Genomic DNA, 25,003 nt, shown 5'->3' on the forward strand with positions numbered 1-25,003 from the left:
AGCTGGACCGATCGGGTGTGACGGGCTCCACATCTGGGGACAACCCTGTGGATGGTGTGGATAACTCGGCCACGAATCCGGACATGTCCACAGCTGAAGTCGCTGGATCGGGTGGACTGCGGGGGGCGGACCTGGCACGGGCCGCGCTCGAAGCCGCCCGCGCGTCGGCCAAGGAGCGCGGCGTGCGGGGTGTCCGGAAGGGCACGGCCGGCGCCACCGGGCGTCGGCGCAGGCGCCGCTGGTCGGGACCGGGCCCGGACGACCGCGACCCGCAGCCCCTCGGCAGGCTGGCCGCGCGGATCGCCGCCGACCGGGGCTGGGTGGAGCGGCTGGCGGGCGGCCAGGTGTTCGCGCGCTGGCCGAAGCTGGTGGGGGAGGAGCTGGCCGAGCACGCCCGGCCGGTCGCGTTCGAGAACGGCGAGCTGACCGTGCAGGCCGACTCGACGGCGTGGGCGACCCAGCTGCGGCTGCTCCAGCGCGAGCTCATCAAGCGCATCGCGGCGGGCGTCGGCAACGGCGTCGTGACCAGCCTGAAGGTGCAGGGCCCGGCGGCGCCCAACTGGCGCTTCGGCCCCAGGCACGCCCCAGGCCGAGGGCCACGTGACACCTACGGGTGATGGCCGCCAGGTCCGCAGCGGCGATCCTGTGGCGCGGTGAGCGCTCAGCAGCCGATTTTCACCCCGGCGACAGCCGTCCGTACCCACCGGACTTCACTTCGGGCCGCCTGTGAGGAAACCAGGGGTGTCCTAAGTGGGTTTCTGTCGGTCCTCGCCGGTAGAATCGTGGGGTAGCGCAACCCAGCGTCGCCCGGCGACGGTACCCAGTCGCGTGAAGTCCGAGGAGACACCAGGCCCGTGGCAGCCAAGAATGAGTACAGCGCGTCCTCGATCACCGTCCTGGAAGGTCTGGAGGCGGTTCGCAAGCGGCCCGGCATGTACATCGGGTCCACCGGCGAGCGCGGTCTCCACCACCTGATCCAGGAGGTCGTGGACAACTCCGTCGACGAGGCCATGGCCGGTTACGCGACCGTGGTCGACGTGACCCTGCTGGCCAACGGCGGCGTCCGGGTCGTCGACGACGGCCGCGGCATCCCGGTGGCCATGCACCCGGTGGAGAAGCGGCCGACGCTCGAGGTCGTGCTCACCAAGCTGCACGCCGGCGGCAAGTTCGACAGCGACTCCTACGCGGTGTCCGGCGGCCTGCACGGCGTCGGCATCTCCGTGGTGAACGCGCTGTCCACCGCGGTCGACGTCGAGGTCAAGCGCGACGGTTTCACGTGGAACCAGCGCTTCGAGAACACCAAGCCCGCCCACGAGCTCACCAAGGGCGAGCCGACGGACGAGACCGGCACGACGATCACCTTCTGGGCCGACCCGGAGATCTTCGAGACGACCGAGTACAACATCGAGACGATCTCGCGCCGCCTCCAGGAGATGGCCTTCCTGAACAAGGGCCTCACGATCATCCTGCGCGACGAGCGCGTGGTGGACGCCGACGCCGAGGCCGACGCCGAGGGCCACGTGGCCGCGGTGAAGGAGCGCGTCTTCCACTACCCCGGTGGTCTGGAGGACTTCGTCCGCCACATCAACCACACGCGCGAGGCCGTCCACCAGAAGGTCGTCTCGTTCGAGGCGAAGGGCGAGGACCTCGAGGTCGAGGTCGCGATGCAGTGGAACACCGGCTACACGCCGTCGGTCTACACCTTCGCCAACACGATCAACACGCACGAGGGCGGTACCCACGAGGAGGGCTTCCGCGCCGCGCTGACCCGCGTGGTCAACGAGTACGCGCGCGACAAGAAGCTGCTCAAGGAGAAGGACTCGAACCTCACCGGCGACGACATCCGCGAGGGCCTGGCCGCGATCATCTCGGTCAAGCTCAAGGAGCCGCAGTTCGAGGGCCAGACGAAGACGAAGCTGGGCAACAGCGAGGCCAAGTCGTTCGTGCAGAAGTCGACGAACGAGCACCTGGCCGACTGGTTCGAGCGCCACCCGAACGAGGCGAAGACGATCGTCACCAAGTCGGTGTCGTCGGCGCAGGCACGCATCGCCGCCCGCAAGGCCCGCGAGCTGGTGCGCCGCAAGGGCGCCCTCGACATCGGCGGCCTGCCCGGCAAGCTCAAGGACTGCCGCTCCACCAACCCGGAGGAGTGCGAGATCTACGTCGTGGAGGGCGACTCCGCGGGCGGCTCGGCCAAGGAGGGGCGCGACTCCATGTTCCAGGCGATCCTGCCGATCCGCGGCAAGATCATCAACGTGGAGAAGGCGCGCATCGACCGCGTGCTGAAGAACAACGAGGTCCAGTCGCTGATCACCGCCTTCGGCACCGGCATCCACGAGGACTTCGACCTCGCCAAGCTGAGGTACCACAAGATCGTGCTGATGGCCGACGCCGACGTCGACGGCCAGCACATCCGCACCCTGCTGCTGACCCTGCTGTTCCGCTTCATGCGCCCGCTGATCGAGCACGGCCACGTGTACCTCGCGCAGCCGCCGCTCTACAAGATCAAGTGGCAGCGCGCGGACCCGGAGTACGCCTACTCCGACCGCGAGCGCGACGGCCTGGTCCAGGCCGGCCTCGCCGCCGGCAAGAAGATCGGCAAGGACGACAACATCCAGCGCTACAAGGGCCTGGGCGAGATGAACGCCTCCGAGCTGTGGGAGACGACCATGGACCCGGCCCACCGGGTGCTGCTCCAGGTGACCATGGACGACGCCGCCACCGCCGACGAGCTGTTCAGCGTGCTGATGGGCGAGGACGTGGAAGCCCGCCGCTCGTTCATCACCCGCAACGCCAAGGGTGTGCGGTTCCTCGACGTCTGACCGTCCCCGCCCCGACCCCGCTGGCTTGCCCTAAGGAAGAAGAACTGTGAGCGAGACGACGCTGCCCCCGGCGACCGGGGGGGACCGCACGGAGTTGCGGGACATCCAGCAGGAGATGCAGAACTCGTACATCGACTACGCGATGAGCGTGATCGTCGGACGAGCGCTGCCCGACGTGCGCGACGGCCTCAAGCCCGTGCACGTGCGCGTCCTGTACTCGATGTTCGACTCCGGCTTCCGCCCGGACCGCAGCTACAACAAGTGCGCCCGCGTCGTGGGCGACGTGATGGGCAACTACCACCCGCACGGCGACTCGGCGATCTACGACGCGCTGGTCCGCCTGGCCCAGCCGTGGGCCCTGCGGTACCCGCTGATCGACGGCCAGGGGAACTTCGGCTCCCAGGGCAACGACCCGGCCGCCGCGATGCGTTACACGGAGTGCCGGCTCACCCCGTTGGCCATGCAGATGCTGGCCGACATCGAGGAAGACACCGTCGACTTCCGCGACAACTACGACGGTCGCATCCAGGAGCCGACGGTCCTCCCGTCGCGCGTGCCCAACCTGCTGATCAACGGCAGCGCGGGCATCGCGGTCGGCATGGCCACCAACATCCCGCCGCACAACCTGCGCGAGGTCGCGGACGGCGTGGTCTGGGCGCTGGACAACCCCGACGCCTCCGACGAGGAGACGTTGGAGGCGATGATCGAGCGGATCAAGGGGCCGGACTTCCCGACCCACGGCCTGATCCTCGGCAACTCCGGCATCCAGGACGCCTACCGCACCGGCCGCGGCTCGGTGAAGATGCGCGCGGTCGTCGAGATCGACGAGGACGCCAAGGGCCGCACGATCCTGGTCGTCACCGAGCTGCCGTACCAGGTGAACCCGGACAACCTGGTGGAGAACATCGCCACCCTGGTCCGCGACCAGAAGCTCACCGGCATCGCGAACATCGCCGACGAGTCGAACCGCCGCATCGGCATGCGCATCGTGATCACGCTCAAGCGCGACGCGGTGGCCAAGGTCGTGCTGAACAACCTCTACAAGCACACCCAGCTGCAGTACTCGTTCGGCGTGAACATGCTGTCGCTGGTCGACGGCATCCCGCGCACGTTGCGCCTGGACCAGATGATCCGGCACTACGTGAAGCACCAGATCGAGGTCATCGTCCGGCGCACCCGCTTCCGGCTGCGCAAGGCCGAGGAGCGGGCCCACCTGTGGCGCGGCCTGGTCAAGGCGCTCGACCAGCTCGACGCGGTGATCGCCCTGATCCGCCGGTCGTCGACGCCCGACCTGGCGCGGACGGGCCTGATGGAGCTGCTGGAGGTCGACGAGCTCCAGGCCAACGCGATCCTGGAGATGCAGCTCCGCCGCCTGGCGGCCCTGGAGCGGCAGAAGATCATCGACCAGCTGGCCGAGATCGAGCTGGAGATCGCCGACCTCCAGGACATCCTGGACAAGCCGGAGCGGCAGCGCGCCATCGTGCGCGAGGAGCTGCTGGCGATCGTCGAGAAGCACGGCGACGACCGGCGCACCAGGATCGTGCCGTTCGACGGCGACGTGTCGATGGAAGACCTCATCGCGGTCGAGGACGTCGTCGTCACGATCACCCGCACGGGTTACGCGAAGCGCACGAAGACCGACCTGTACCGCTCGCAGAAGCGCGGCGGCAAGGGCGTCCAGGGCGCCCAGCTCAAGCAGGACGACATCGTGCAGCACTTCTTCGTGTGCTCGACGCACGACTGGATCCTGTTCTTCACGAACAAGGGCCGGGTGTACCGGGCCAAGGCGTACGAGCTGCCCGAGGCCAACCGCAACGCCCGCGGCCAGCACGTGGCGAACCTCCTGGCGTTCCAGCCGGAGGAGGAGATCGCCCAGGTCATCCAGATCAAGAACTACGACGTCGCGCCGTACCTGGTGCTCGCCACCAAGAAGGGCCTGGTCAAGAAGTCGAAGCTGTCCGACTTCGACTCGAACCGGTCCGGCGGCCTGATCGGCATCAACCTGCGCGACGACGACGAGCTGGTCGGCGCGGTGCTGTGCTCGGCGGAGGACGACCTCCAGCTGATCTCGGCCGACGGGCAGTCCATCCGGTTCCACGCGAGCGACGAGGCGCTGCGCCCGATGGGCCGGGCGACCTCGGGCGTGCTGGGCATGCGCTTCAACACCGGCGACGAGTTGCTCTCGGTGGGTGTCGTCCAAGAGGGTCTGTTTGTTTTGGTGGCCACCGACGGGGGGTACGCCAAGCGCACTCCGATCGAGGACTACCCGGTGCAGGGGCGAGGTGGCAAGGGTGTGCTGACCATCCAGCACGACCGCAGGCGTGGGAGGCTTGTGGGCGCGCTCATCGTCGACGTCGACGACGAGCTGTACGCCATCACCTCCTCCGGCGGGGTCATCAGGACCAGCGCCAAGGAGGTGCGCAAGGCCGGTCGGCAGACGAAGGGCGTTCGGCTGATGAACCTCGGCGAGGGGACCACCTTGATCGCGGTGGCGCGCAACGCCGACGAGTCCGTGGACGTCCCCACTGGTGACGAGGTCCGCTCGGCCGACCCGGTGGACGGGAACCCCGACGCCGGTCCCGTCGACAGCGGTCCCACCACCGGCACCGCCGTCGACGCCGTCGTCGACGGGACCGACGACGAGCAGGCCGGACCTGCCAACTAGCGCGCGAACGAGAGGTTGAGGACTGCTCGTGACTCCACCCGAGAAGCCAGAGGACAAGACCGCGGTGATCACCCGGCCCGGCGCGGAGCCGAAGCCGGCCGAGGGCGCCGAGAAGCCGGCGGTCGCCGCCTCGGAGGTGTCCGAGAAGTCCGAGACGCCGTCGGGCGCGGCGGACGGCGAGGGCGTTCCGGACAGGGCGCAGGAGAAGGACGACCACCACACCGCCGCGCCCCCGCCGTGGGCGAGGGTGACGAGCGACCAGCAGTACGGCGAGGCGCAGCAGGTCGGTCCGGCCGACCTGATCGCCCCGCCGGAGCAGCGGACGACCGAGGTGCCGTCGCCGGCGTACCCGGCGAACGACCCCGACACGGTCGCGGTCGCCCGACCGGTGGTGACCGGTTCGGCCGCCCCCGGCGGGGCTCGCACGCAGGTGAACCTCGGGCAGAACGGCCGGCCGGCCGGTACGGGGTCGGCGTCGTCCCGCCGGCCCGGTCGCGGACCCCGGCGGGCGAGCCTCCAGGTCAAGCGGGTCGACCCGTGGTCGGTGCTGAAGCTCGCGCTGGTGCTGAGCGTGGCGCTGTTCTTCGTGTGGCTGGTGGCGGTCGGCGTGCTGTACGGCGTGCTGAACGGCATGGGCGTGTGGGACAAGATCAACAACACCGCCAACGACCTGCTCCAGGGCAACGAGCCGAGCGGTGACCCGCTGATCAGCGCGGGTCGCGTGTTCGGCGTGGCGGCGATCGTGGGCGCCGTGAACATCGTGCTGTTCACGGCCCTCGCGACCGTCGGTTCGTTCGTCTACAACGTGTCGGCCGACCTCGCGGGCGGCCTGGAAGTGACCCTCTCCGAGAGGGAGTGACCCGATTTGGGGCCGCGGCGGGACGTGTTGTAAGGTTCTCGTCGTTGCCCCAAGGGCCTATAGCTCAGACGGTTAGAGCGCTTCGCTGATAACGAAGAGGTCGGAGGTTCGAGTCCTCCTAGGCCCACCGGAAGTTCGACGGCATCGCAGAGGGGAATCGCCGTGAAGAAGATCATCGCACTCGTTGCAGTCGCTGGTGCGGTCCTGTTCTTCGTCAAGCGCAACCGCTCGGCGAAGGCCGACGCGGACCTGTGGCGCGAGGCCACGGCTCCCACCGCCTGACCCGCGAGGGCGGTCCCATCTGCCGCCCCTCGTGAGGGGGACGTAGCTCAATTGGCAGAGCACCGCCTTTGCAAGGCGGGGGTTAGGGGTTCGATTCCCCTCGTCTCCACGCTTCGACGGCCCGCACTCCACGAGTGCGGGCCGTTCGTGGTTTTCCGGGGCCGCACGTCTTGTCCGGTCCGGCGCACGGCACCGACAGCGAGGCCCGCACCCGGTGCCGCTGGGTGCGGGCCACGTGCTGCCTCTGCTACGCGTTCACGAGGGTGTGCTCCTGCCTGCGTCGAGAGGCGATCACCTTGTCCACGGCCCACGAGCCGGGACCGGTGAACGCCAGCAGCAGGAACACCCACGCGTACACCGCGGCGAGCTCACCCTTGTTCTGGATGGGCAGTAGCCCGGCGGGCTGGTGCACCACGAAGTACGCGTAGGCCATTGCCCCGGACGAGATCAGCGCGGCGACGCGGGTGCCGAGGCCGATGACGATCAGCGCGCCACCGACGAACTCGATCAGCCCGGCCGGCCCGGCAGGCCAGTCGGTGATCGACACAGCACCCTTCGAGCCCAGCACGCCGAACAACTTCTGCGCGCCGTGGCACATGAACAACACGCCGACGACGATCCGGAACACGGCGATTGCGTGGTCGCGACCGCGGTCAAGAACGTTCATGCGAACTCAGTCCTTCACAGCAGGGGCGGCCGGCAGGGTAAGGACAACCTAACGGGGATGACGCAGTGTGCCTAGATGGTCACCCTGTCGAAACAGTGTCGAACCTTCTGGTTGACTGGCGGCCCTATGAACCGAGTGCTGCTCACCGCCCTGCCTTCCCTGCTGGTCCTCGGCGCGCTCGCCGCGTGCGGCGGCGCCGCCGAACCGACTGCGGCCACACCCGCGTCCACCAGCGCCGCGGCGGCCGTCACGACGACCACGCCCGCAGGCCCGCCCCCCGCGCCGGAGCCCACCCGCGACGGCCAGTGCCCGTACCTGGAGAACTCCGTCGTGCAGGAGGCCAACGGGCAGATCGTGCGCAAGGTCAGGCTGTCGGCCGACCAGCCGGACCCGGCCTGCTTCTTCTACGCGGACGGCACCGAGGTCCAGCTGTCGGTGTGGGTGTTCCACGGCGACCCGGCGACGGCGGAGGCCGTGGTCGACCGCGCCACGCCGGTGGCCGACTCCAACCCCGCGACGGAACCCGCCGGGTGGGAGGGCGGCTCGCTCTCCACCGGCACGGGCGCGGTGTACGCGGTGGCGAAGGGCGGCGACGCGGTCGTGGTGACCAGCAACCAGAAGCAGACGATCAAGGCCCGCCAGATCGTCAAGGCGGTCGTGGCGAACCTGGGCCTCTGAGCCCGCGCCGGGCACGGCGATGCGCCCGACCCGGGGAACGGGTCGGGCGCGGGGTGCCGCTTCGGTCAGCTTCGGCTGCGGTCGGAGATCTGGCCGTTGCGGGCCGCGTGCTCGCGCACGGGCTCGGTGGCGGTCGCCGTGGCCCTGGCGGTCGTCGCGGTCCCGACGTCGGTCCCGCTCACGGTGCCGCTCACGGTCTCGGTGCCGGTGTCGGTCGTGGGTTCCACGACCTCCTCCAGGTGCACCTCCTGCGGGCGCTTGGTCAGGGCGAGGTAGCCCGCCACCGCGGCGGCGGCGAACACGCCCAGGACCCACGGCCACCGGCGGTGCTTCGGGGCCTTCCCCGCGGCCAGCTCCCTGCGCGCCTGCTCGGCGGCCTTGCGCACGTCCTTCGCGCGCACCTTGGCCTCCTTGCGGGCCAGCTCCGTGGCCTTCGCCACGTCCTTGCGGACGACCTTGGCCCTCTTCGCGAGCTGCTTGCGGCTGCGGCGGGTCGACTTCTCGACCTCCTCGGCCTTCTCGACCAGCACGCCCGCCTTGTCGGCGATGACCCCGCGGACGTAGTCCCTGGTCACGCCGCGCTCGGCGAGCTTGCCCTCGGCGCGCTCCGCGAGCTGCGCGGCGACGTCAGCACTGGCGTGACCAGCACGGACGGCACCGAGCCGAGCGGCGCGCACTGCCTTGCCGACCGACTCCCCGGCACGCTCCCCGACCCGGGCCATGGTGTCCACCTCGTTCATGTCGCGCTCCAGAAGCCGTCGGTCAGTCATGCCCCAGGCAATACCCATCCTGCCCCTTCCCCAACCACCGCGCCCGGTGATGGCACGATGGGGTAGTGGCAGACAGCAACGAATCGTTCGTCGGGACCAAGGTGACGGCGACCCTGCACACCTCGCAGGGCGACATCCGCATCAACCTGTTCCCCGACCACGCCCCCAAGACGGTGGCGAACTTCGTCGGCCTGGCGGAGGGCACGAAGTCCTACACCGACCCCAACGCGAAGGGCGGGAAGTCCGGCCCCTTCTACGACGGCTCGGTCTTCCACCGCGTCATCGCGGGCTTCATGCTCCAGGGCGGTGACCCGACGGGCACCGGCCGCGGTGGCCCCGGCTACAAGTTCGCCGACGAGTTCCACCCGGAGCTCCAGTTCAACAAGCCGTACCTGCTGGCCATGGCGAACGCCGGCCCCAACAGCAACGGCTCCCAGTTCTTCATCACGGTCGCGCCCACCACGTGGCTGAACTTCAAGCACACGATCTTCGGCGAGGTCGCCGACCAGGAGTCCCGCAACGTCGTGGACGCCATCGGCTCCGCGCCGACCGGCGCCGGCGACCGCCCGGTCACCGACGTCGTCATCCAGAAGGTCTCGGTGGAGCGGGCCTGAGTGGCCGACTCGCCGATCACCCCGCCGCCCGGTGACCCGATCGGGGCGCGGCCAGGCCAGGAGGCCTGCCCGCGCCACCCCGACCGGGTCACCGGCCTGCGGTGCACCCGCTGCGAACGGCCGGCGTGCCCGGAGTGCCTGCGCGAGGCGTCCGTCGGCTACCAGTGCGTCGACTGCGTGAACGAGGGCAGGCGCACCACGCGCACCGCCCGCACGTTCGTCGGCGCGGAGTTCATCGGTCCGAAGACCCTGGTCACACCGCTCCTGATCGCGGTCAACGTGCTGATGTTCGTGATCACCGCCGTGCAGTCGGGCAGCCTGGTCGACAACGCGCGCGGCTCGTCGCTGTTCCAGGCGCTGGTGATGTGGACGCCCGCCGTCGCGATCGAGGACGAGTGGTGGCGGCTCGTCACGTCCGGGTTCCTGCACTTCGGGCCCGCGCACCTGGCGTTGAACATGATCGCGCTGTACGTGCTGGGCCGTGACCTGGAACCGGTGTTCGGCAGGCTCCGGTTCACCGCCGTGTACTTCGTCTCGCTGCTCGGCGGCGGTGTCGCGGTGTACCTGTTCGGGGCGACCCTGTCGGCCGTCGCGGGCGCCTCGGGCGCGGTGTACGGCCTGATGGGCGCGATGCTGGTGGCCGTGCTGCGGCTCAAGCTCAGCCCCGGGCCGGCGCTCGGCGTGATCGGCCTGAACGTGGTGCTGAGCTTCACGCTGCCCGGCATCTCGCTGCTGGGCCACCTCGGTGGTCTGGTGATCGGCGCGGCGCTCACCGCCGGGCTGGTCTACGCGCCCGCGCGGAAGCGGGACACCTACCAGGCCGTCGTGATCGCCGGGGCCGTCGTGCTGCTGGTGGTGCTGGTGTTCGTGCGGACCGGGCAGTTGCTCTGACGCGCGGCCGGTGGTTCAGGGACGCAGGGCGTGCAGGACGTCGGCGACGTCGCGCGGGTCCGTGCCGAGGTCCAGCCGGGTGAGGACGAACAACTGCTCGTCCTCACCGCGCTGCCAGTCCAGCTCCAGCGTCGGCGTCTCCCGGCCGAGGCGGCGGTTCGTCACCAGGCGGACCTTCACCTCGTGCCACGGGAGCGGGTGCGCGCCGCCGAGGGTGCGCACGGTCAGGCCGGCGTCGTCCACCGACAGCCGGGGGCGGACGTACGTGCCGTAACCGGCGGCGGCCAGCAGCAGCAGCGTGGCCACCCCGAGGAACAGGCGGGTCATCGGGGTCGAGCTGAGGACCGTGACCAGCAGCGACACGGCGGCCAAGCCCCAGGCGAGGCCGATCATCCCCGGTTGCGGGGACCAGGATCGGGGTGGGTTCACGCTTCCGAGTCTCCCGTACTTGTGGACAACCGGAGGCCTGGACCGGCGCTTGTGCAATGAGGCGCAAAGTTGTCCACAGGAGTTGTCCCCATTGGGGATGACTTACAGCGGTGTTCTTCGGTGACGCCCCGGTGAGCGGAGTGGACGAACGGTGGACGCGGAACGGCCCGGACGTGGTGCACGTCCGGGCCGTCGGCCACGTGGCGTAGCGCCGGTCAGCGCCACTTCATGGTCATCAGCAGACCGACGATCATCAGGGCGAAACCGATGCCGAAGTTCCAGGACCCGAGGTCCATCATCACCGGGACCTTGTCGCCCGCGATGTAGTTGACCACCAGCCACGCGAGGCCCAGCAGCATGAAGCCGAGCATCACGGCGATGTAGACCGGGTGTGAGGGCCCCGCTGCCTTGACCTTCACCGGGGTGCGGCGATCGGCAGGCGCCGTGTAGACGGCCTTCTTGCGGACCTTGGACTTGGGCATGCTGTCCTCGCCTGACGGGTGGATAGGTCTCCAGTGGCGCGGGTTCACGACCACTGCTGGATGAACACGTTAACGTAACCAAGCAGGTCGCTAAAGCGGCGTGTAGTTCTGGAACGTTCGGCACGGGAGGTCTTCCGGTGAGCTACGACCCGCCTCCGCCGCAAGGCGGCCCGTCGGGCCGGTCGCCACGACCCACGCCCCACCCGGACCAACCGCCCCGGGAGCACGTCCCGCCGGGCGCCCGGCACGGCCGGCCACCCACCCCACCAGCGGGTTTCGACCGACCGCCGACCCCGCCGGGCGGTCTCGCGCGGCCCGGCACCCCGCCGGCGGGCGTCCCCCACCCCGACCGCGCCAGGGGGCCCGAACGTCCCCCGACACCGCCCGCGGGCTTCGACCGACCGGGTCCGCGGGCCCAGGAGCGCCCTCGGACCCCGCCGGGTGGATTCACTCGTCCGGGCCAATCCGAGGGGCCTCCGGCCCCGCCGGTCCCCGGCTTCGACCGCCCCGGTGCCGGCGCGCCCGGTCGTCGCGCCCCGCACGGGACACCTCTTTCCGGGGACCTGGGCGCCCGCCTCGGCGACGGCCCGCCCCCCGGTGCCGTTCCCGGCCCCGGACCGCGCGGACCGCGCCCCGGCGCCGTTCAGCCCGGCGCGGTGCCTCCCGGTGGTGTTCAGCCCGGTGGTGTTCAGCCCGGTGGGGTGCCGCACGGTGGCGCGCGTCCCGGTCCCGCGCGGGACGCCGACGCCACCCGGTACACGAACGCGTTCTCCGGCAGCCTGCCCCCGCCGCCCGGCGTCCGCCGCCCTCCTCTCCGCCCCCGACCGGTGGACCCGCCCACGGAGGTCATCGCCCGCGTCGAGGACGACCAGGACGAGTACGACGACGAGTACTACGACGACGACTACTACGACGACGAGGACGACCACGACGGGGGAGCCGCGGACCGGCCGGCCCTCCCGCCGGAGAGCGCGGCCCGCAAGTCCGTCCGCGCGGTCGGCGAGCTGCTGATCACGGCGGGCCTGGTGATCCTGCTGTTCGTGGTCTACGAGGTCTACGTCACCGACCTCATCTCGGCCGGCAAGCAGGACGACGCCACGGTCGCGCTCGACGAGCAGTGGAACGCCGACACGGTCGAGGTCGACCCCGAGCGGCAGGTCAAGTACGACCTGCTGGACGGCCAGGCGTTCGCGAAGATGTACATCCCGGTCTTCGGGCCGGACTACAAGTTCTCGATCGTCGAGGGCACCACCGACAAGGACCTGGAGATCGGTCCCGGCCACTACAAGGGCACCGCGCTCCCCGGCGACCCCGGCAACTTCTCGGTCGCGGGCCACCGGGTCGGCAAGGGCGCCCCGTTCAACGACCTCGACCTGCTGAACTCGTGCGACGCCATCGTGGTCGAGACGCAGGCGCAGTGGTTCGTCTACCGGATGCTGCCGAAGGCCGACGAGGTGGCCGGCTGGGCCGAGCGCCAGTCGATCCCCCGCTGCGAGAAGGTCTCGCCGCTGGGCGCGCCGTACGACAGGACGGTCGGCCAGGAGATCGTGCTGCCCTCGCAGGGCGAGGTGATCAGCCCGGTCCCGTACTTCGCCGGCGAGATCCCGGTCGCGCAGCAGGCGGCGCTGATGACGCTCACCACGTGCCACCCGCAGTTCTCGGACAAGCAGCGGCTGATCGTGCACGCGGTGCTGACGATGAGCTACCCGAAGGCACCCGGGTTCGTGCCGGAAGAGATGAAGGAGAGCTGATGTACGGGTGGATCTGGCGGCACCTGCCGGGACCGCTGCCCGTGCGCGTCCTGGAGGCCCTGGTGCTGGTCGCCGGGGTGGTGGCGCTGCTGATGTTCGTGGTGTTCCCGTGGGCGGAGCCGAAGCTCCCGTTCAACAACGTCACCACCCCGCAGTAGGACCTACCCCCGGCTGACGTCCGTCATCTCGCCGCGGTCGACGACCTTGACGCGCGCGCGGCCGCGGGCGGCGCCGAGGGCGAGTTCGTGCGCGTCGAGCTTCAGCCATCCCTCGTTCGTGGTGAACGGCACGGCGCGCTCCTCCAGGAACCGCACCACGGCCTCCGGGGACCGGGCAGGCGCCTCGGGCAGGTCCGGCGCGTCGGCGAGCAGGCTGGCCACGGTCTCCAGCGAGCAGCCCTTGGTGTGGCCGATGAGGCCGACCGGGCCGCGCTTGACCCACCCGGTGACGTAGACGCCGGTCATCGGCCGCTCGTCCAGGTCGAGCACGCGGCCCGCCCGGTGCGGCACGGTCCCGGACGAGTGGTCGAACGGCAGGTCGGCCAGGGGCGACGACAGGTAGCCCACGGCCCGGTACACGGCCTGCACGGACCAGTCGGTGAACTCGCCGGTGCCGCGCACGCCGCCCTCGCCGTCGAGCTCCATCCGCTCGGTGCGCAGCCCGCTGACCGAGCCGGACCCGAGCACCTCGACGGGAGCCTGGAGGAAGTGCAGGTGCAGCCGGCGCGGTCGGGAGCCGACGTCCCGGATCGCCCACTCCTGGAGGGTCTTCACGACCATCTCGACCTGCTTGTTCGACCGGATCGCGGCCATCGACGCGGCGTCGAAGTCGATGCCCTCGGGGTGCACGACGACCTCGACGTTCGGCGAGTGGTCCAGCTCGCGCAGCTCCAGCGGCGTGAACTTGGCCTGCGCGGGGCCGCGCCGGCCGAAGACGTGCACGTCGGTGACGGGGCTCGCGGCGAGGCCCGCGTGGACGTTGTCGGGGATCTCGGTGGTGAGCAGCTCGTCGGCGGTCTTGGCGAGGATGCGGGCCACGTCGAGCGCGACGTTGCCGACGCCGAGCACGGCGACCTCGCGGGCGTTCAGCGGCCAGGTGCGCGGCACGTCCGGGTGCCCGTCGTACCAGGACACGAAGTCGGCCGCGCCGTGGGAGCCGTCGAGGTCGATGCCGGGGATGTCGAGGGGGCGGTCCTTCTCGGCCCCGGTGGAGAAGACCACCGCGTCGTAGAACTGCTTCAGCTCGTCGAGCTTCACGTCCACGCCGTACTCGACGTTGCCGAAGAACCGCACCTCGGGCCGGTCGAGGATGCGCTGGAGGGCGTTGACGATGCCCTTGATGCGGGGGTGGTCGGGTGCGACGCCGTACCGGATCAGGCCGTAGGGGGCGGGCATCTTCTCGAAGATGTCGATGCTCACGTCCCGCCCCGTGTCCGGGGTCACCGACTTGATCAGGCTGTCCGCCGCGTAGAGGCCGGCGGGACCGGCGCCGACGACGGCGACGCGCAGGGAACGACTCATACCTCAAGATTAGGTGAGCCTAAGCTCACTTCAGGCGAGAGGTGCGTCACGGCTACGCTGGCGGCATGCGCGTGCTCGTGGTCGACAACTACGACAGTTTCGTCTACAACCTGGTCCAGTACCTCGCCCAGCTCGGGGTCGAGTGCGTGGTCCGCCGCAACGACGAGGTCGGACTCGACGAGGTCGGCGACGTGGGCGGCGTCCTGGTCAGCCCCGGGCCGAGCACGCCGGACAAGGCGGGCCGGAGCATGGACGTCATCCGCCGCTGCGCGGACACCGGCGTGCCGGTCTTCGGCGTCTGCCTCGGCCACCAGGCCATCGGCGCCGTGTGGGGCGGCACGGTCGACCTCGCGCCGGAGCTGCTGCACGGCAAGACGAGCGTCGTGCACCACGACGGCGCCGGCGTGCTGGCCGGCGTGCCCAGCCCCTTCACCGCCACCCGCTACCACTCGCTGACCGTGCTGCCGGACACGATCCCGGCCGAGTTCGAGGTCACCGCCCGCACCGACTCCGGCGTGGTCATGGGGATGCGGCACCGCGAGCTGCCGGTCGAGGGCGTCCAGTTCCACCCCGAGTCGGTGCTCACCGAGGGCGGCCACCGGATGCTCGCGAACTGGCTCCGGGTGTGCGGCCACGAGGTGCCCGAGGCGACCGTGGCCGACCTGGAGAACGGCATGCGCGCCCTGGCCGCCGCGGCCGGCCGGGTCTGACCCCCGACCCGACCCGCCCGGCGCGCTCGCCGGAACGCGAAGAGGGCCCCTCCCCCCGGACCGGGGGAGGGGCCCTCTTCACTCGCCTACCTCGTGGTGGTCGTCGGCGGTCCGCCGCCCACGCCGAACTCGGCCAGGATCACGTTGATCCGCGCGGTCTTCGCCGCGGGCGTGTTCGGCTTGATCTCCTGGTCCAGGATCTTGTCCCGCTGCGAGATGTCCGTGGTCGGCTCCTTGTCGCTGACCACGAGGTCGTTGCCCGTCCACCCGGCCTGGTTGAGCTTCGTCCGGGCCTGGTTCTCGGTCATCCCGCGCAGGTCGGGCATGATGAACTGGTTCTCCTTCGACACGCTCAGCGTGACGAGGGTGCCCTTGTCCACCCGACCCGGCGCCGGGTTCTGCGCCACGACCTCGCCCTGGTCCACGGCGCTGTCGACTTCCTTGACCTGCACCTTGAACCCGCTGCCCTCCAGCGTGACGCGGGCGTTGTCGGCGGTCTGCCCCGTCACGTCCGGCAGCTGCACGTCGTCCGGCGCCTTGCCCAGGACCACGGTGACGGTGCTGCCCTTGGGCGCCTTCGTGCCGGGCGTCGGCGTCTGCTGCGCGACCTTCCCGACCAGGCCGGGGTCGCTGACCTCGACCGTCTCGGTGCTCTGCTGGAAGGCCCACTGCTCGGCCTCCAGCTTCTTCTGCGCCTCCGCCGGGCTCAGCCCCGCGACGCTCGGCACCTCGACCTGGTCGGCGGCCTTGCCGATGAACAGCTTCACCGAGCTGCGCTTCTCGACCTCGCGGTTGGCGGGCGGGTCGGTCTGCACGACCTTCCCGACCTGCTCCGCGGTGCACGGGATCTCCGCGCCCGGCTGGCACGGCACCAGCTCCACCTGCGGCAGGAGTCCGACGTCCTGGATCGCGGCGTTCGCGGCGGCCTGCGTCATGTCGACCACGGAGGGCACCGAGACCTTGTCGGTCGGCCCGACGCCCGGGTCCTCCTTGCCCATCAGCGTCGTGGTGATCCACGTGGCGAGCGCGAGCACCGCGACGCACAGCGCGACGACCACCGCGATCATGATCGTCTTCTTGCGCCGGGCGCGACGCTCCGCCTCCTCCTCGGACAGCGGGTCGTACTCGGCGGGCTCGTCGCGCTGCGCCTGCGGCCGGTGCCGGCCACCACCGCCGCCGACCACCTCGGTGCGCGCCGGCGACGACTGGTTCAGCATCGCGGTGCGTTCCTCGGCCGTCATCACGGCCGGCGCGGTCGGCCGCTGCCCCGACAGCACGCGCACCAGGTCGGCGCGCATCTCGGCGGCCGACTGGTAGCGGTTCGCCGGGCCCTTGGCCATCGCCTTGAGCACGATCGCGTCCAGCGCGGGCGTCACCTTGGGGTTCAGCGACGACGGCGGCTTCGGCTCCTCGCGCACGTGCTGGTAGGCCACGGCCACGGGCGAGTCGCCGGTGAACGGCGGCTCCCCGGTCAGCAGCTCGAACAGCACGCAGCCCGACGCGTACACGTCGGAGCGGCCGTCGACGGCCTCACCGCGCGCCTGCTCGGGGGACAGGTACTGGGCGGTTCCTATGACCGCCGCGGTCTGGGTGACGGCCGCTTGGCCGTCGTGCACGGCGCGGGCGATGCCGAAGTCCATCACCTTCACCGCGCCGGACTTCGTGATCATCACGTTGGCGGGCTTCACGTCCCGGTGCACGATGCCGTGCCGGTGGCTGAAGTCCAGCGCCGCCGACACGTCCGCCATGACCTCCATGGCGCGCTTGCCCGACAGCGGGCCCTGCGTCTTGACGATGTCGCGCAGCGTCCGGCCGTCGACGAACTCCATGACGATGTAGGGCAGCGGTCCGTACTCGGTCTGCGTCTCGCCCGTGTCGTAGACGGCGACGATCGCGGGGTGGTTCAACGCCGCGGAGTTCTGCGCCTCCCGGCGGAACCGCTCCTGGAACTGGGCGTCCCGGGCGAGGTCAGCGCGCAGCACCTTGATGGCGACGTCGCGGCCGAGCCGGACGTCCCGGCCCTTGTGCACCTCCGACATACCGCCGTAGCCGAGCGTCTCACCCAGTTCGTAGCGGTTGGAGAGCAGTCGCGGAGTGCTCATCAGTGCTTCGTCCCGCTCCTCGTCAACGGTCTCACCTTCACGCCTTGCCTTCGCGTGCCTGCCGCTCCGGTCCGTTCGCACCGTTTCGGCCTCATGTCGGTACACAGGTCACCGTGACCCGTGAGCCGATCGCAACCTCACCGGTCGGCGCCACGTCCGACACCAGGCACCTCGCCTCGTCACCCGGCGCGCCCCCGTCCACGGAGTGCACCTCGGGTTCCAGGCCGTGCCCGGAGAGCTTCTTCGCGACCTCGTCCACCGGCAGGTCGACGTAGTCCGACTTCGTGATCGTCACCTTCGGTTTTCCGGGGAGCCGATCGGTGGAGTCGTCCAGCGGTCGGGCGCTCGTCGTGCCCTGCCGGCTCGCACCGCCGGGGACCTCGTCGTCGTTCAGGGCGCGCACGACCACCACGCCGAGCACCAGCAATGCGGCCACCAGCACAGCGACCATAACCCACAGGAGCGCACGGTTGCGCCTCGGTGGGCCCGGGGCCGGCGGCAACGGACGGAAAGCACCCGTGTGCGGAGTGTTCATACCCGATGGCACCGGTTGCATGCCCGGCCGGGACCCCGGGTGGCTCGCCGGCACGCCCGGGTGGGTGTGCTGCGGCGGGGCCATGTGGGCCGGATTCATCTGGGCCGGATTCATCTGGGCCGAGTTCATCTGGGCCGAGTTCATCTGGACGGGGTTGAGCTGCGGCTGCTGCTGCGGTGGTGTCATCGGCTGCCCGAGCTGCTGCTGGCCCATGGGCTGCCCCATCGGCTGGCCGCCGACCACCATGGCCAGCCCCGACGGCGCCGGCAGCGGCTGGCCCGCCCGCACCGCGCTCACCGCCGACGCGAACTCGCCGCCGTTGCGGTACCGCTGCCGCGGGTCCTTCACCAGGGTCGCCTCGATCAGCGCGCGCGGACCCGGCGGCACGTCCGGCGGCAGGGGCGGCGCCATGTCGCGGATGTGCATCATCGCGACCGTCACCGCGTTCTCCGACAGGAACGGCCGGTGCCCGGTCAGGCACTCGTAACCGCACACGGCCAGCGCGTACACGTCCGACGCGGGTTCCGCCGCGTGCCCCAGGGCCTGCTCCGGCGCGATGTAGTGGGCGGTGCCCATCACCATGCCGCTGTGCGTCACCGGCACCGCGTCGGCGGCCTTCGCGATGCCGAAGTCGGTGATCTTCACCTTGCCCGAGGGCGTCACCAGGATGTTGCCCGGCTTCACGTCCCGGTGCACGAGACCCCGCTCGTGCGCGGCCTGCAACGCGTTGCCCGCCTGCTCCAGCACGTCGAGCGTGCGTTCCGCGTTGAGCCTGCCGCGCGCGATGACCGCCGCCAGCGGCTCGCCCTCGACCAGCTCCATCACCAGGTAGGCGGTGTCCTCCGGCCCGTCCGGCACCGACGCGGTCTCGCCGTAGTCGTGCACCGAGGCGATGCCCGGGTGGTTCAACGACGCCGTGGTGCGCGCCTCGATGCGGAACCGGTTGAGGAACTCCGCGTCCCCCGACAGCTCCGCCTTGAGCACCTTCACCGCGACCCGGCGGTCGAGCCGGGTGTCGTCGGCCTCCCAGACCTCGCCCATGCCGCCGACGGCGATCCGCTTGCCCAGGCGGTACCGGTCGGCGAGCAACTGGCCGGAGGTCAGCATCAGCGTCCCCCGAGGTAGGCGCCGACGACCGCGCGGCCGATCGGCGCCGCGACCCGGCCACCGGTGGCGGCGAGACCCACCTGACCACCGTTCTCCACGATCACCGCGATGGCGATCTGCGGGTCCTGGGCCGGCGCGAACCCGACGTACCAGGCGTGCGGCTTGGTCGACTTCACGTCCTCGCCGTGCTCGGCGGTGCCGGTCTTCGACGCGATCTGCACGCCGGACAGCTTGCCGCCGCCCGACGTGTTGTTCTCCGACGCGACCATCATGTCGCGCAGCATGGAGGCGTGCTCCGGCTCCATCGCCTCGTCGACCTCGTCCGGGCTGGTCTCGCTGATGGCCTCGAAGTCGGCGGCCAGGACCTTCTGCACCAGGTGCGGCTGCATCCGCACGCCGCCGTTGGCGATGGTCGCCGCCATCACCGCGTTGGCCAGCGGCGTGACGTGGACGTCCTTCTGGCCGATGCCCGTCTGGTACACCGACGGCTTGTCCGACATCTCGCCCAGGCCGGACGGCACCACCGGCAGCGGGATCTCCAGGTCCTGCTCGCCGATGCCGAACTTCGCCGCCTGGTCGCGCAGCTTGTCCGGGCCCAGCTCGTTGGCCAGCACCGCGAACGCCGTGTTGCACGACTTCGCCAGCGCCTCCTGCAACGTGGCCGTGACGCCGTTGCCGCAGATCGTGTCGTTGAAGTTCGGCAGCTGCGTGTTCGTGCCGGGCAGCGTGATCGACGGCCTGCCGTCGACCTCGCTCTCCTTGGTCTTGCCCTCGGCGAGCGCCGCGGCCGTCACGACCAGCTTGAACGTCGAGCCGGGCGGGTAGATCTGGCGCACCGCGCGGTTGAGCATGGGCTCGGACTCGTCCTCGTTGAGCCGCAGCCACGCCTCTTCCTGCACGTCCCCGTCGTGGCTGGCCAGCTCGTTCGGGTCGTAGGACGGGGTGCTGGCCATCGCCAGGATCTCCCCGGTCTGCGGCTTGATCGCCACCACCGTGCCGGTCAGGCCCTGGCTCGACAGCTGCTCGTACGCCGTCCGCTGGAGCTTCGCGTCGATGGTGAGCTGGATGTTGCCGCCCTTGGGGTCGCGGCCCGTGATCAGGTCCGACAGGCGGCGCGCGAACAGCCGGTCGTCCGACCCGTTCAGCAGGTCGTCCTCGGCGCGCTCCAGGCCGCCCGTGCCGTAGATCAGCGAGAAGTAGCCGGTGACCGGTGCGTACACCGGCCCGTCGGCGTACGTCCGCAGGTACTCCAGGCGGTCGTCGGTCCGCTGCACGGCGGCCAGCGGCGTGCCGTCGGAGGCGATGATCTGGCCGCGCTCCCGGGAGTACTGGTCCAGGATGACCCGCGAGTTCAGCGGGTTCTTGCGGTAGTCGTCGGCCTTGATGACCTGAACGTACGTGGCGTTGCCCAGCAGCAGCACCATCAGCGCCATCATGGCGAGGCCGACCCGGCGGAGCGGTGTGTTCATTTGGGACGCTCCACCATGACTGTGAACTGGTCGGCGATGGCCGGCTGCTGCGGCCTCGGCTTCGGGGTCGTCTTGGGCGCCCGCGCCGCGTCGGAGATCCGCAGCAGCAGCGCCACCAGGATGTAGTTCGCCAGCAGCGACGAGCCGCCCTTGGACAGGAACGGCGCGGTGATGCCCGTCATCGGGATCAGCTTCGTCACGCCGCCGACGATGATGAAGATCTGGAACGCCACGGCGAACGCGAGGCCGCCGCCGAGCAGCTTGCCGAACGTGTCCCGCACGGCCAGCGCCGTCCGCAGGCCGCGCAGCGCGAGCACGGTGTAGATCAGCAGCACCGCGGCCAGGCCGACGAAGCCCAGCTCCTCGCCGATCACGGCGGTGATGAAGTCGGTGTTGGCCTCGGGGATCTCGTCCGGCCGCCCGCCGCCCAGGCCGGCGCCGAACAGGCCGCCCGTGCCCAGGCCGAACAGCGACTGGAGGATCTGGTGGCCCTTGCCGTACGGGTCGGCGAACGGGTCCAGCCAGTTGTCCACGCGGACCTGCACGTGGCCGAACAGCTTCCACGCCACGAACGCGCCCACGCAGAACATGACCACGCCCAGCACGACCCACGCCGCGCGCTCGGTGGCCACGTACAGCAGCACCAGCACGATGCCGAAGAACAGCAGGGACGAGCCCAGGTCCTTCTGGAGCACCATGATGCTCACGCCGACCGCCCACGCGGCGATCAGCGGACCCAGGTCCCGCGCGCGCGGCAGGTCCAGGCCCAGCACGCGGCGGCCCGCGATGGTGAACAGGTCCCGCTTCGACACCAGGAACGCGGCGAAGAAGACCATCAGCAGGATCTTCGCGAACTCGCCCGGCTGGATGGAGAACGCGCCGAAGCTCAGCCAGATCTTCGCGCCGTTGATCTCGGGCGCGATGAAGCTCGGCAGCACACCGGGCAGCACCAGCGCGATCAGGCCGAGGAAGCCGAACGTGTACCCGTAGCGGGCGAGCGTGCGGTGGTCGGACAGCACCTTGAGCACCGTGCAGAACAGCACGAGCGCGATGGCGGTCCACAGCACCTGCTTGCCCGCCGCCGGGTCCCAGAGCTCCCCGTTCGGGAACTTCACGTCGGCCATCGCCAGGTCGATCCGGTGGATCATGACCAGGCCGAGGCCGTTGAGCAGCGCGACGCACGGCAGGATCACCGGGTCGGCGTACGGGGCCCACCGGCGCACCGCGAGGTGCGCCACGGTCAGCAGGCCCAGGTAGGCGAGGCCGAGCCACACGATGCGCATGGTCAGCTCCTTCTCCTGGTTGGCCTCGACCAGGATCAGGGCGCCCGTGACGAGCACGGCGGCGAACCCGAGCATGAAGAGTTCGGTGCCGCGTCTCGTGGGCGGCTTCAGACCGGGCGACGTGCTGCTCGCCGCCGCGAGCGGTGTGCCCTCCGCTCCGGGGACCGGCGAACCCATGCGACTACTGACCCTTTCGGCAGTCCGTACCCGGTTTCGGCACGGGCGTGGTGAGGGGGGTCCCCTCCGGAGTGGTGGTCGTGGTGGTCGTCTCGGTCGAGGTCGCCCCCTCGGGGGGCGCGCCGACCGGTGCGGTGGTGGTGGTCGTCGGCGTGGCCGCGGTGGTCGTCGTGGTCGCCCCCGTGTCCGGCGGGCAGAGCCGCAGCGTCTGCTCGGTGCGCAGCCGGCGGATCGCCTCCCGGGCGCCCTCGATGCCGTCCACGTCGGTGATGCCGTTGCGCACCACGTCCCGGATGGCGACCTTCAGGTCGTCCACGCCGATCGGCTCGCACGCCTGCGCGCCGGGCGGGCACGAGCCCTCGACCCGGGAGTGCAGGGCGAAGCCGAACACGCTGCCGGTGACACCGCGGAACACCGACACCTCGCCGGTGTCGCCCACGCCCACGTAGTACTGGCGCAGCACGTACCAGCGCGTGCCCAGGCCCGCCGCGACCAGCAGCAGGATCACGAACAGGACCAGCGCGAACGCCTTGAGCCGGTGACCGCGCCGTCGCCGGGGGTCCGGCGGCGGCTGCACGGGGTCGACCCGCGGCGGGGCGGGCCTCGGCCCCGTGATCGAACTCGCCCGCGAGGCGGGCGAGTCGGGCGGCGGCGGGTCCTCGCTGCCGTCCCCGGCGGCGCCGCCCACTATCGGGGCGTCGTCGCCGAAGTCGACGTCGACCACGTCGGCGATGACCACCGTGACGTTGTCGGGACCGCCGCCCTTGAGCGCCAGCTCGATCATCCGGTCCGCGCACGCCTGCGGGTCCGGGATGCGGATGGCCTCCTCCAGCGTCTCCATGCTCACGACGCCGGACAGGCCGTCCGAGCACAGCAGGTAGCGGTCGCCCGGCCGGGCTTCCCGCACCATCAGCCTCGGCTCCACCTCGTGGCCGGTCAGCGCGCGCAGCAGCAGCGAGCGCTGCGGGTGCGTGGCCGCCTCCTCCTCGGTGATCCGGCCCTCGTCGATCAGGGACTGCACGAACGTGTCGTCGTGCGTGATCTGCGTGAAGGTGCCGTTGCGCAGCATGTAGGCGCGCGAGTCGCCGATGTGCACCATGCCGAGCCGGGTGCCCGCGAACAGCACGGCGGTGAGCGTGGTGCCCATGCCGTCCAGGTCGGGGTCGCTCTGCACGAGCTCGGAGATCGCGCCGTTGCCGGCGATCACCGCGTCGCGCAGCTGGCCGAGCAGGTCGTCGCCGGGCTCGTCGTCGTCGAGCGGGGCCAGGGCGGCGATGACCACCTTGCTGGCGACCTCGCCCGCGGCGTGGCCGCCCATGCCGTCGGCGAGCGCGAGCAGGCGGGGGCCCGCGTACACGGAGTCCTGGTTGTTCGAGCGCACCAGGCCTCGGTCGCTGCGGGCCGCGTATCGAAGGACGAGGGTCATGAGCGCAGCTCGATCACCGTTTTGCCGATTCGGATCGGGGAGCCGAGCGGGACCCGGAGGGGGGCCGTGACCTTCGCCCGGTCGAGGTATGTGCCGTTCGTGGAGCCCAGGTCCTCCACGTACCAGTCGGTGCCGCGCATCGACAGGCGCGCGTGCCGGGTCGACGCGAAGTCGTCGTCCAGCACGAGCGTGGAGTCGTCGGCGCGCCCGATCAGGATGGGCCGACCGTCCAGGGAGATGCGGGTGCCCGCCAGCGCGCCGTGGGTGACGACGAGCTGCCGGGCGGCCTTGTTGCCCCGCACGTCTTTCTTAGCGCCTCTGCCGAACTTCGGCGTCGGGACGCGGAGCCCCGACGCCGCGTACAGGTCGGAGCGGACCACTCGAAGGGCAGCCAACACGAACAACCAGAGCAGGATGAGGAAACCTGCTCTGGTCAGCTGCATCACCAGCTCTGGCACCGGTTGTAACCGCTCCTGACTTGAGTGCCGTCACGCCACGCCGAATTCGGACGCTCAGCCCGCGGTGCGGAACACCAGCGAGGAGTGGCCGATGCGGACGACGTCGCCTTCCGCGAGCTGCCAAGTCTGCACTGGAGTGCCGTTCACCGTAGTGCCGTTCGTCGAACCGAGATCAGCGAGCATCGCACTGTGCCCGTCCCAGGTGATCTCCAGGTGCCTCCTGGAGACGCCGGTGTCCGGGAGCCGGAAGTCGGCTTCCTGGCCGCGACCGACCACGTTGCCGCCCTGCTTGAGGTTGTAGGTGCGGTTCGAGCCGTCGTCCAGGTGCAGCGTGGCGTTCAGCTGGCGGGGGCCCGACTGGACCGCCGGCGGGGCGTAGCCCTGGTCGTACCCGGGCTGCTGGCCGTAGCCCTGGTCGTACCCGGGCTGGCCGTAGCCGGGCTGCTGCTGCCCGTAACCCTGGTCGTAGCCGGGCTGCTGCTGGCCGTAACCCTGGTCGTAGCCGGGCTGCTGCCCGTAGCCCTGGTCGTAGCCCTGCTGCTGCTGGCCGTAGCCCTGGTCGTAGCCCTGCTGGCCGTAGCCCTGGTCGTACCCGGGCTGGCCGTAGCCGGGCTGCTGCTGGCCGTAGCCCTGGTCGTAGCCGGGCTGCTGGCCGTAACCCTGCTGCTGCTGGTCGTAGCCGGGCTGCTGCTGGCCGTAACCCTGCTCGTAGCCCTGCTGCTGGCCGTAGCCGCCCTGGGCGTAGGGGTCGTAGCCGGGCTGGCCCTGTCCTTGTCCGTAGCCGGGAGGCTGGCTCATGGAAGCGTCTCCAGAAGTGCGAGGTGGTGCTGACCGTCGGCTGGCCACTTTCACGTCGGGGTCGACGGACGAGCTGGTTCGGAACTGTCCCGTGTGCAGCGCGTCGGAGCGCTCCAGGGAGACTACGACGTCACCATAGGTGTCCCATCCGCTCTCTTCGAGGTGCTCCCGGACGGAGTCCCCGAGAAGCTGGGTGATGCGTAGTTCATCCTGGCCGTCCCCGGCAAGCCGGTCGTGGTCCTGCGGGCCCAACAGGACCTTGAAGTGGTTCGGGGCGAGCAAGCGGCCACCCGCCAACTCGCGGATGTTGCCCTCGGCCTCCCGCTGGAGCGCCTGTGCGACCTCCTGCGGGACGACGTTGCCGCCGAACACCCTGGCGAAGGTGTTGCCGACGATGCCTTCGAGACGGCGCTCGAAGCGCTGTACGAGGCCCACGGCAACCCTCCGACTCGGTCGACTTCTGGTACCGATCGTATCCGGGGTGACGTGCCGGTACACGGGGCGATTG

22 protein-coding genes, 2 tRNA genes and 1 pseudogene are annotated in these 25,003 nt (G+C 70.6%); 13 read left to right on the plus strand and 12 right to left on the minus strand.

Annotation, left to right across the window (positions count from 1 at the left end; translation table 11 throughout):
• The first annotated feature begins 83 nt into the window (after nt 1-83).
• The 7 genes and pseudogenes from CKY47_RS03575 to CKY47_RS03605 all read left to right on the plus strand — a co-directional run bounded on the left by CKY47_RS03575 (nt 84) and on the right by CKY47_RS03605 (nt 6,737).
• Nucleotides 84-617 carry a DciA family protein gene (locus CKY47_RS03575; RefSeq protein ID WP_306744139.1) on the plus strand — a complete coding sequence of 178 codons (534 nt, stop codon included), beginning with the start codon at nt 84-86 and terminating at the stop codon, nt 615-617.
• 237 nt (nt 618-854) lie between these two features.
• Nucleotides 855-2,822 (plus strand): DNA topoisomerase (ATP-hydrolyzing) subunit B, encoded by a 1,968-nt coding sequence (gene gyrB / locus CKY47_RS03580; protein ID WP_306744140.1) that lies wholly within the window; start codon nt 855-857, stop codon nt 2,820-2,822.
• A gap of 46 nt (nt 2,823-2,868) precedes the next feature.
• Entirely contained in the window at nt 2,869-5,487 is a 2,619-nt protein-coding gene (gene gyrA / locus CKY47_RS03585) for a DNA gyrase subunit A (RefSeq protein ID WP_306744141.1), read from the plus strand.
• 28 nt (nt 5,488-5,515) lie between these two features.
• Nucleotides 5,516-6,346, plus strand: coding sequence for a DUF3566 domain-containing protein (locus CKY47_RS03590; protein WP_306744142.1), 831 nt, complete (start codon nt 5,516-5,518; stop codon nt 6,344-6,346).
• 53 nt (nt 6,347-6,399) lie between these two features.
• Nucleotides 6,400-6,473: transfer RNA gene (locus CKY47_RS03595), tRNA-Ile, on the plus strand.
• A gap of 35 nt (nt 6,474-6,508) precedes the next feature.
• Nucleotides 6,509-6,622: pseudogene (locus CKY47_RS03600) on the plus strand (DLW-39 family protein); the annotation flags it as partial.
• A 42-nt stretch (nt 6,623-6,664) separates the two neighbouring features.
• Nucleotides 6,665-6,737 (plus strand) — tRNA-Ala (locus CKY47_RS03605).
• 138 nt (nt 6,738-6,875) lie between these two features.
• Here CKY47_RS03605 and CKY47_RS03610 read toward each other — a convergent pair.
• On the minus strand, nt 6,876-7,295 hold the full coding sequence (locus tag CKY47_RS03610) for a DoxX family protein (protein WP_306744143.1): 420 nt from the start codon (nt 7,293-7,295) through the stop codon (nt 6,876-6,878).
• Nucleotides 7,296-7,421: 126 nt separating this feature from the next.
• On the opposite strand from CKY47_RS03610, the gene CKY47_RS03615 reads away from it, so the two are divergent.
• Complete coding sequence (locus CKY47_RS03615) at nt 7,422-7,973, plus strand: DUF2020 domain-containing protein (protein WP_306744144.1); 552 nt, start codon at nt 7,422-7,424, stop codon at nt 7,971-7,973.
• Between the two features lie 65 nt (nt 7,974-8,038).
• Here CKY47_RS03615 and CKY47_RS03620 read toward each other — a convergent pair whose 3' ends face one another.
• On the minus strand, nt 8,039-8,743 hold the full coding sequence (locus CKY47_RS03620) for a hypothetical protein (RefSeq protein WP_306744145.1): 705 nt from the start codon (nt 8,741-8,743) through the stop codon (nt 8,039-8,041).
• A gap of 65 nt (nt 8,744-8,808) precedes the next feature.
• Between CKY47_RS03620 and CKY47_RS03625 the strand changes: the two genes are divergently transcribed.
• Both CKY47_RS03625 and CKY47_RS03630 read left to right on the plus strand, forming a co-directional pair.
• Entirely contained in the window at nt 8,809-9,357 is a 549-nt protein-coding gene (locus CKY47_RS03625; protein WP_306744146.1) for a peptidylprolyl isomerase, read from the plus strand.
• Nucleotides 9,358-10,248, plus strand: a complete 891-nt coding sequence (locus tag CKY47_RS03630) for a rhomboid family intramembrane serine protease (RefSeq protein WP_306744147.1) — start codon at nt 9,358-9,360, stop codon at nt 10,246-10,248.
• Between the two features lie 15 nt (nt 10,249-10,263).
• Here CKY47_RS03630 and CKY47_RS03635 read toward each other — a convergent pair whose 3' ends face one another.
• Together CKY47_RS03635 and crgA are read right to left on the minus strand one after the other, a co-directional pair.
• Nucleotides 10,264-10,677 carry a PH domain-containing protein gene (locus CKY47_RS03635; RefSeq protein ID WP_306744148.1) on the minus strand — a complete coding sequence of 138 codons (414 nt, stop codon included), beginning with the start codon at nt 10,675-10,677 and terminating at the stop codon, nt 10,264-10,266.
• Nucleotides 10,678-10,892: 215 nt separating this feature from the next.
• Entirely contained in the window at nt 10,893-11,159 is a 267-nt protein-coding gene (crgA, locus tag CKY47_RS03640; RefSeq protein WP_306744149.1) for a cell division protein CrgA, read from the minus strand.
• 701 nt (nt 11,160-11,860) lie between these two features.
• On the opposite strand from crgA, the gene CKY47_RS03645 reads away from it, so the two are divergent.
• Nucleotides 11,861-12,910: a class E sortase gene (locus CKY47_RS03645; RefSeq protein WP_306744150.1), complete on the plus strand. Its 1,050-nt coding sequence runs from the start codon at nt 11,861-11,863 to the stop codon at nt 12,908-12,910.
• Nucleotides 12,910-13,068 carry a hypothetical protein gene (locus CKY47_RS03650; protein WP_170185175.1) on the plus strand — a complete coding sequence of 53 codons (159 nt, stop codon included), beginning with the start codon at nt 12,910-12,912 and terminating at the stop codon, nt 13,066-13,068. The genes CKY47_RS03645 and CKY47_RS03650 overlap by 1 nt, the downstream gene beginning before the upstream one ends.
• A gap of 3 nt (nt 13,069-13,071) precedes the next feature.
• Here CKY47_RS03650 and CKY47_RS03655 read toward each other — a convergent pair whose 3' ends face one another.
• Nucleotides 13,072-14,430 carry an FAD-dependent oxidoreductase gene (locus CKY47_RS03655; protein ID WP_306744151.1) on the minus strand — a complete coding sequence of 453 codons (1,359 nt, stop codon included), beginning with the start codon at nt 14,428-14,430 and terminating at the stop codon, nt 13,072-13,074.
• A 65-nt stretch (nt 14,431-14,495) separates the two neighbouring features.
• Between CKY47_RS03655 and CKY47_RS03660 the strand changes: the two genes are divergently transcribed.
• Nucleotides 14,496-15,140 carry an aminodeoxychorismate/anthranilate synthase component II gene (locus CKY47_RS03660; protein WP_306744152.1) on the plus strand — a complete coding sequence of 215 codons (645 nt, stop codon included), beginning with the start codon at nt 14,496-14,498 and terminating at the stop codon, nt 15,138-15,140.
• 86 nt (nt 15,141-15,226) lie between these two features.
• Here the strand turns inward: CKY47_RS03660 and pknB are convergent, their stop codons facing one another.
• From pknB to CKY47_RS03695, 7 genes are all read right to left on the minus strand, one after another.
• Entirely contained in the window at nt 15,227-17,242 is a 2,016-nt protein-coding gene (gene pknB / locus CKY47_RS03665) for a Stk1 family PASTA domain-containing Ser/Thr kinase (RefSeq protein WP_306744153.1), read from the minus strand.
• A gap of 91 nt (nt 17,243-17,333) precedes the next feature.
• Entirely contained in the window at nt 17,334-18,884 is a 1,551-nt protein-coding gene (locus CKY47_RS03670; RefSeq protein ID WP_306744154.1) for a serine/threonine-protein kinase, read from the minus strand.
• Nucleotides 18,884-20,353 (minus strand): peptidoglycan D,D-transpeptidase FtsI family protein, encoded by a 1,470-nt coding sequence (locus CKY47_RS03675; RefSeq protein WP_306744155.1) that lies wholly within the window; start codon nt 20,351-20,353, stop codon nt 18,884-18,886. The genes CKY47_RS03670 and CKY47_RS03675 overlap by 1 nt, the downstream gene beginning before the upstream one ends.
• Nucleotides 20,350-21,813, minus strand: a complete 1,464-nt coding sequence (locus CKY47_RS03680) for an FtsW/RodA/SpoVE family cell cycle protein (protein ID WP_306744156.1) — start codon at nt 21,811-21,813, stop codon at nt 20,350-20,352. The genes CKY47_RS03675 and CKY47_RS03680 overlap by 4 nt, the downstream gene beginning before the upstream one ends.
• A 4-nt stretch (nt 21,814-21,817) precedes the next feature.
• Nucleotides 21,818-23,239: a PP2C family protein-serine/threonine phosphatase gene (locus CKY47_RS03685; RefSeq protein WP_306744157.1), complete on the minus strand. Its 1,422-nt coding sequence runs from the start codon at nt 23,237-23,239 to the stop codon at nt 21,818-21,820.
• Nucleotides 23,236-23,697, minus strand: coding sequence for an FHA domain-containing protein FhaB/FipA (locus CKY47_RS03690; protein ID WP_306744158.1), 462 nt, complete (start codon nt 23,695-23,697; stop codon nt 23,236-23,238). The genes CKY47_RS03685 and CKY47_RS03690 overlap by 4 nt, the downstream gene beginning before the upstream one ends.
• 54 nt (nt 23,698-23,751) lie before the next feature.
• On the minus strand, nt 23,752-24,930 hold the full coding sequence (locus CKY47_RS03695) for an FHA domain-containing protein (RefSeq protein ID WP_306744159.1): 1,179 nt from the start codon (nt 24,928-24,930) through the stop codon (nt 23,752-23,754).
• Between the last annotated feature and the right edge of the window lie 73 nt (nt 24,931-25,003).

Source organism: Saccharothrix longispora (assembly GCF_030852425.1).
Taxonomy (GTDB): domain Bacteria; phylum Actinomycetota; class Actinomycetes; order Mycobacteriales; family Pseudonocardiaceae; genus Actinosynnema; species Actinosynnema longispora.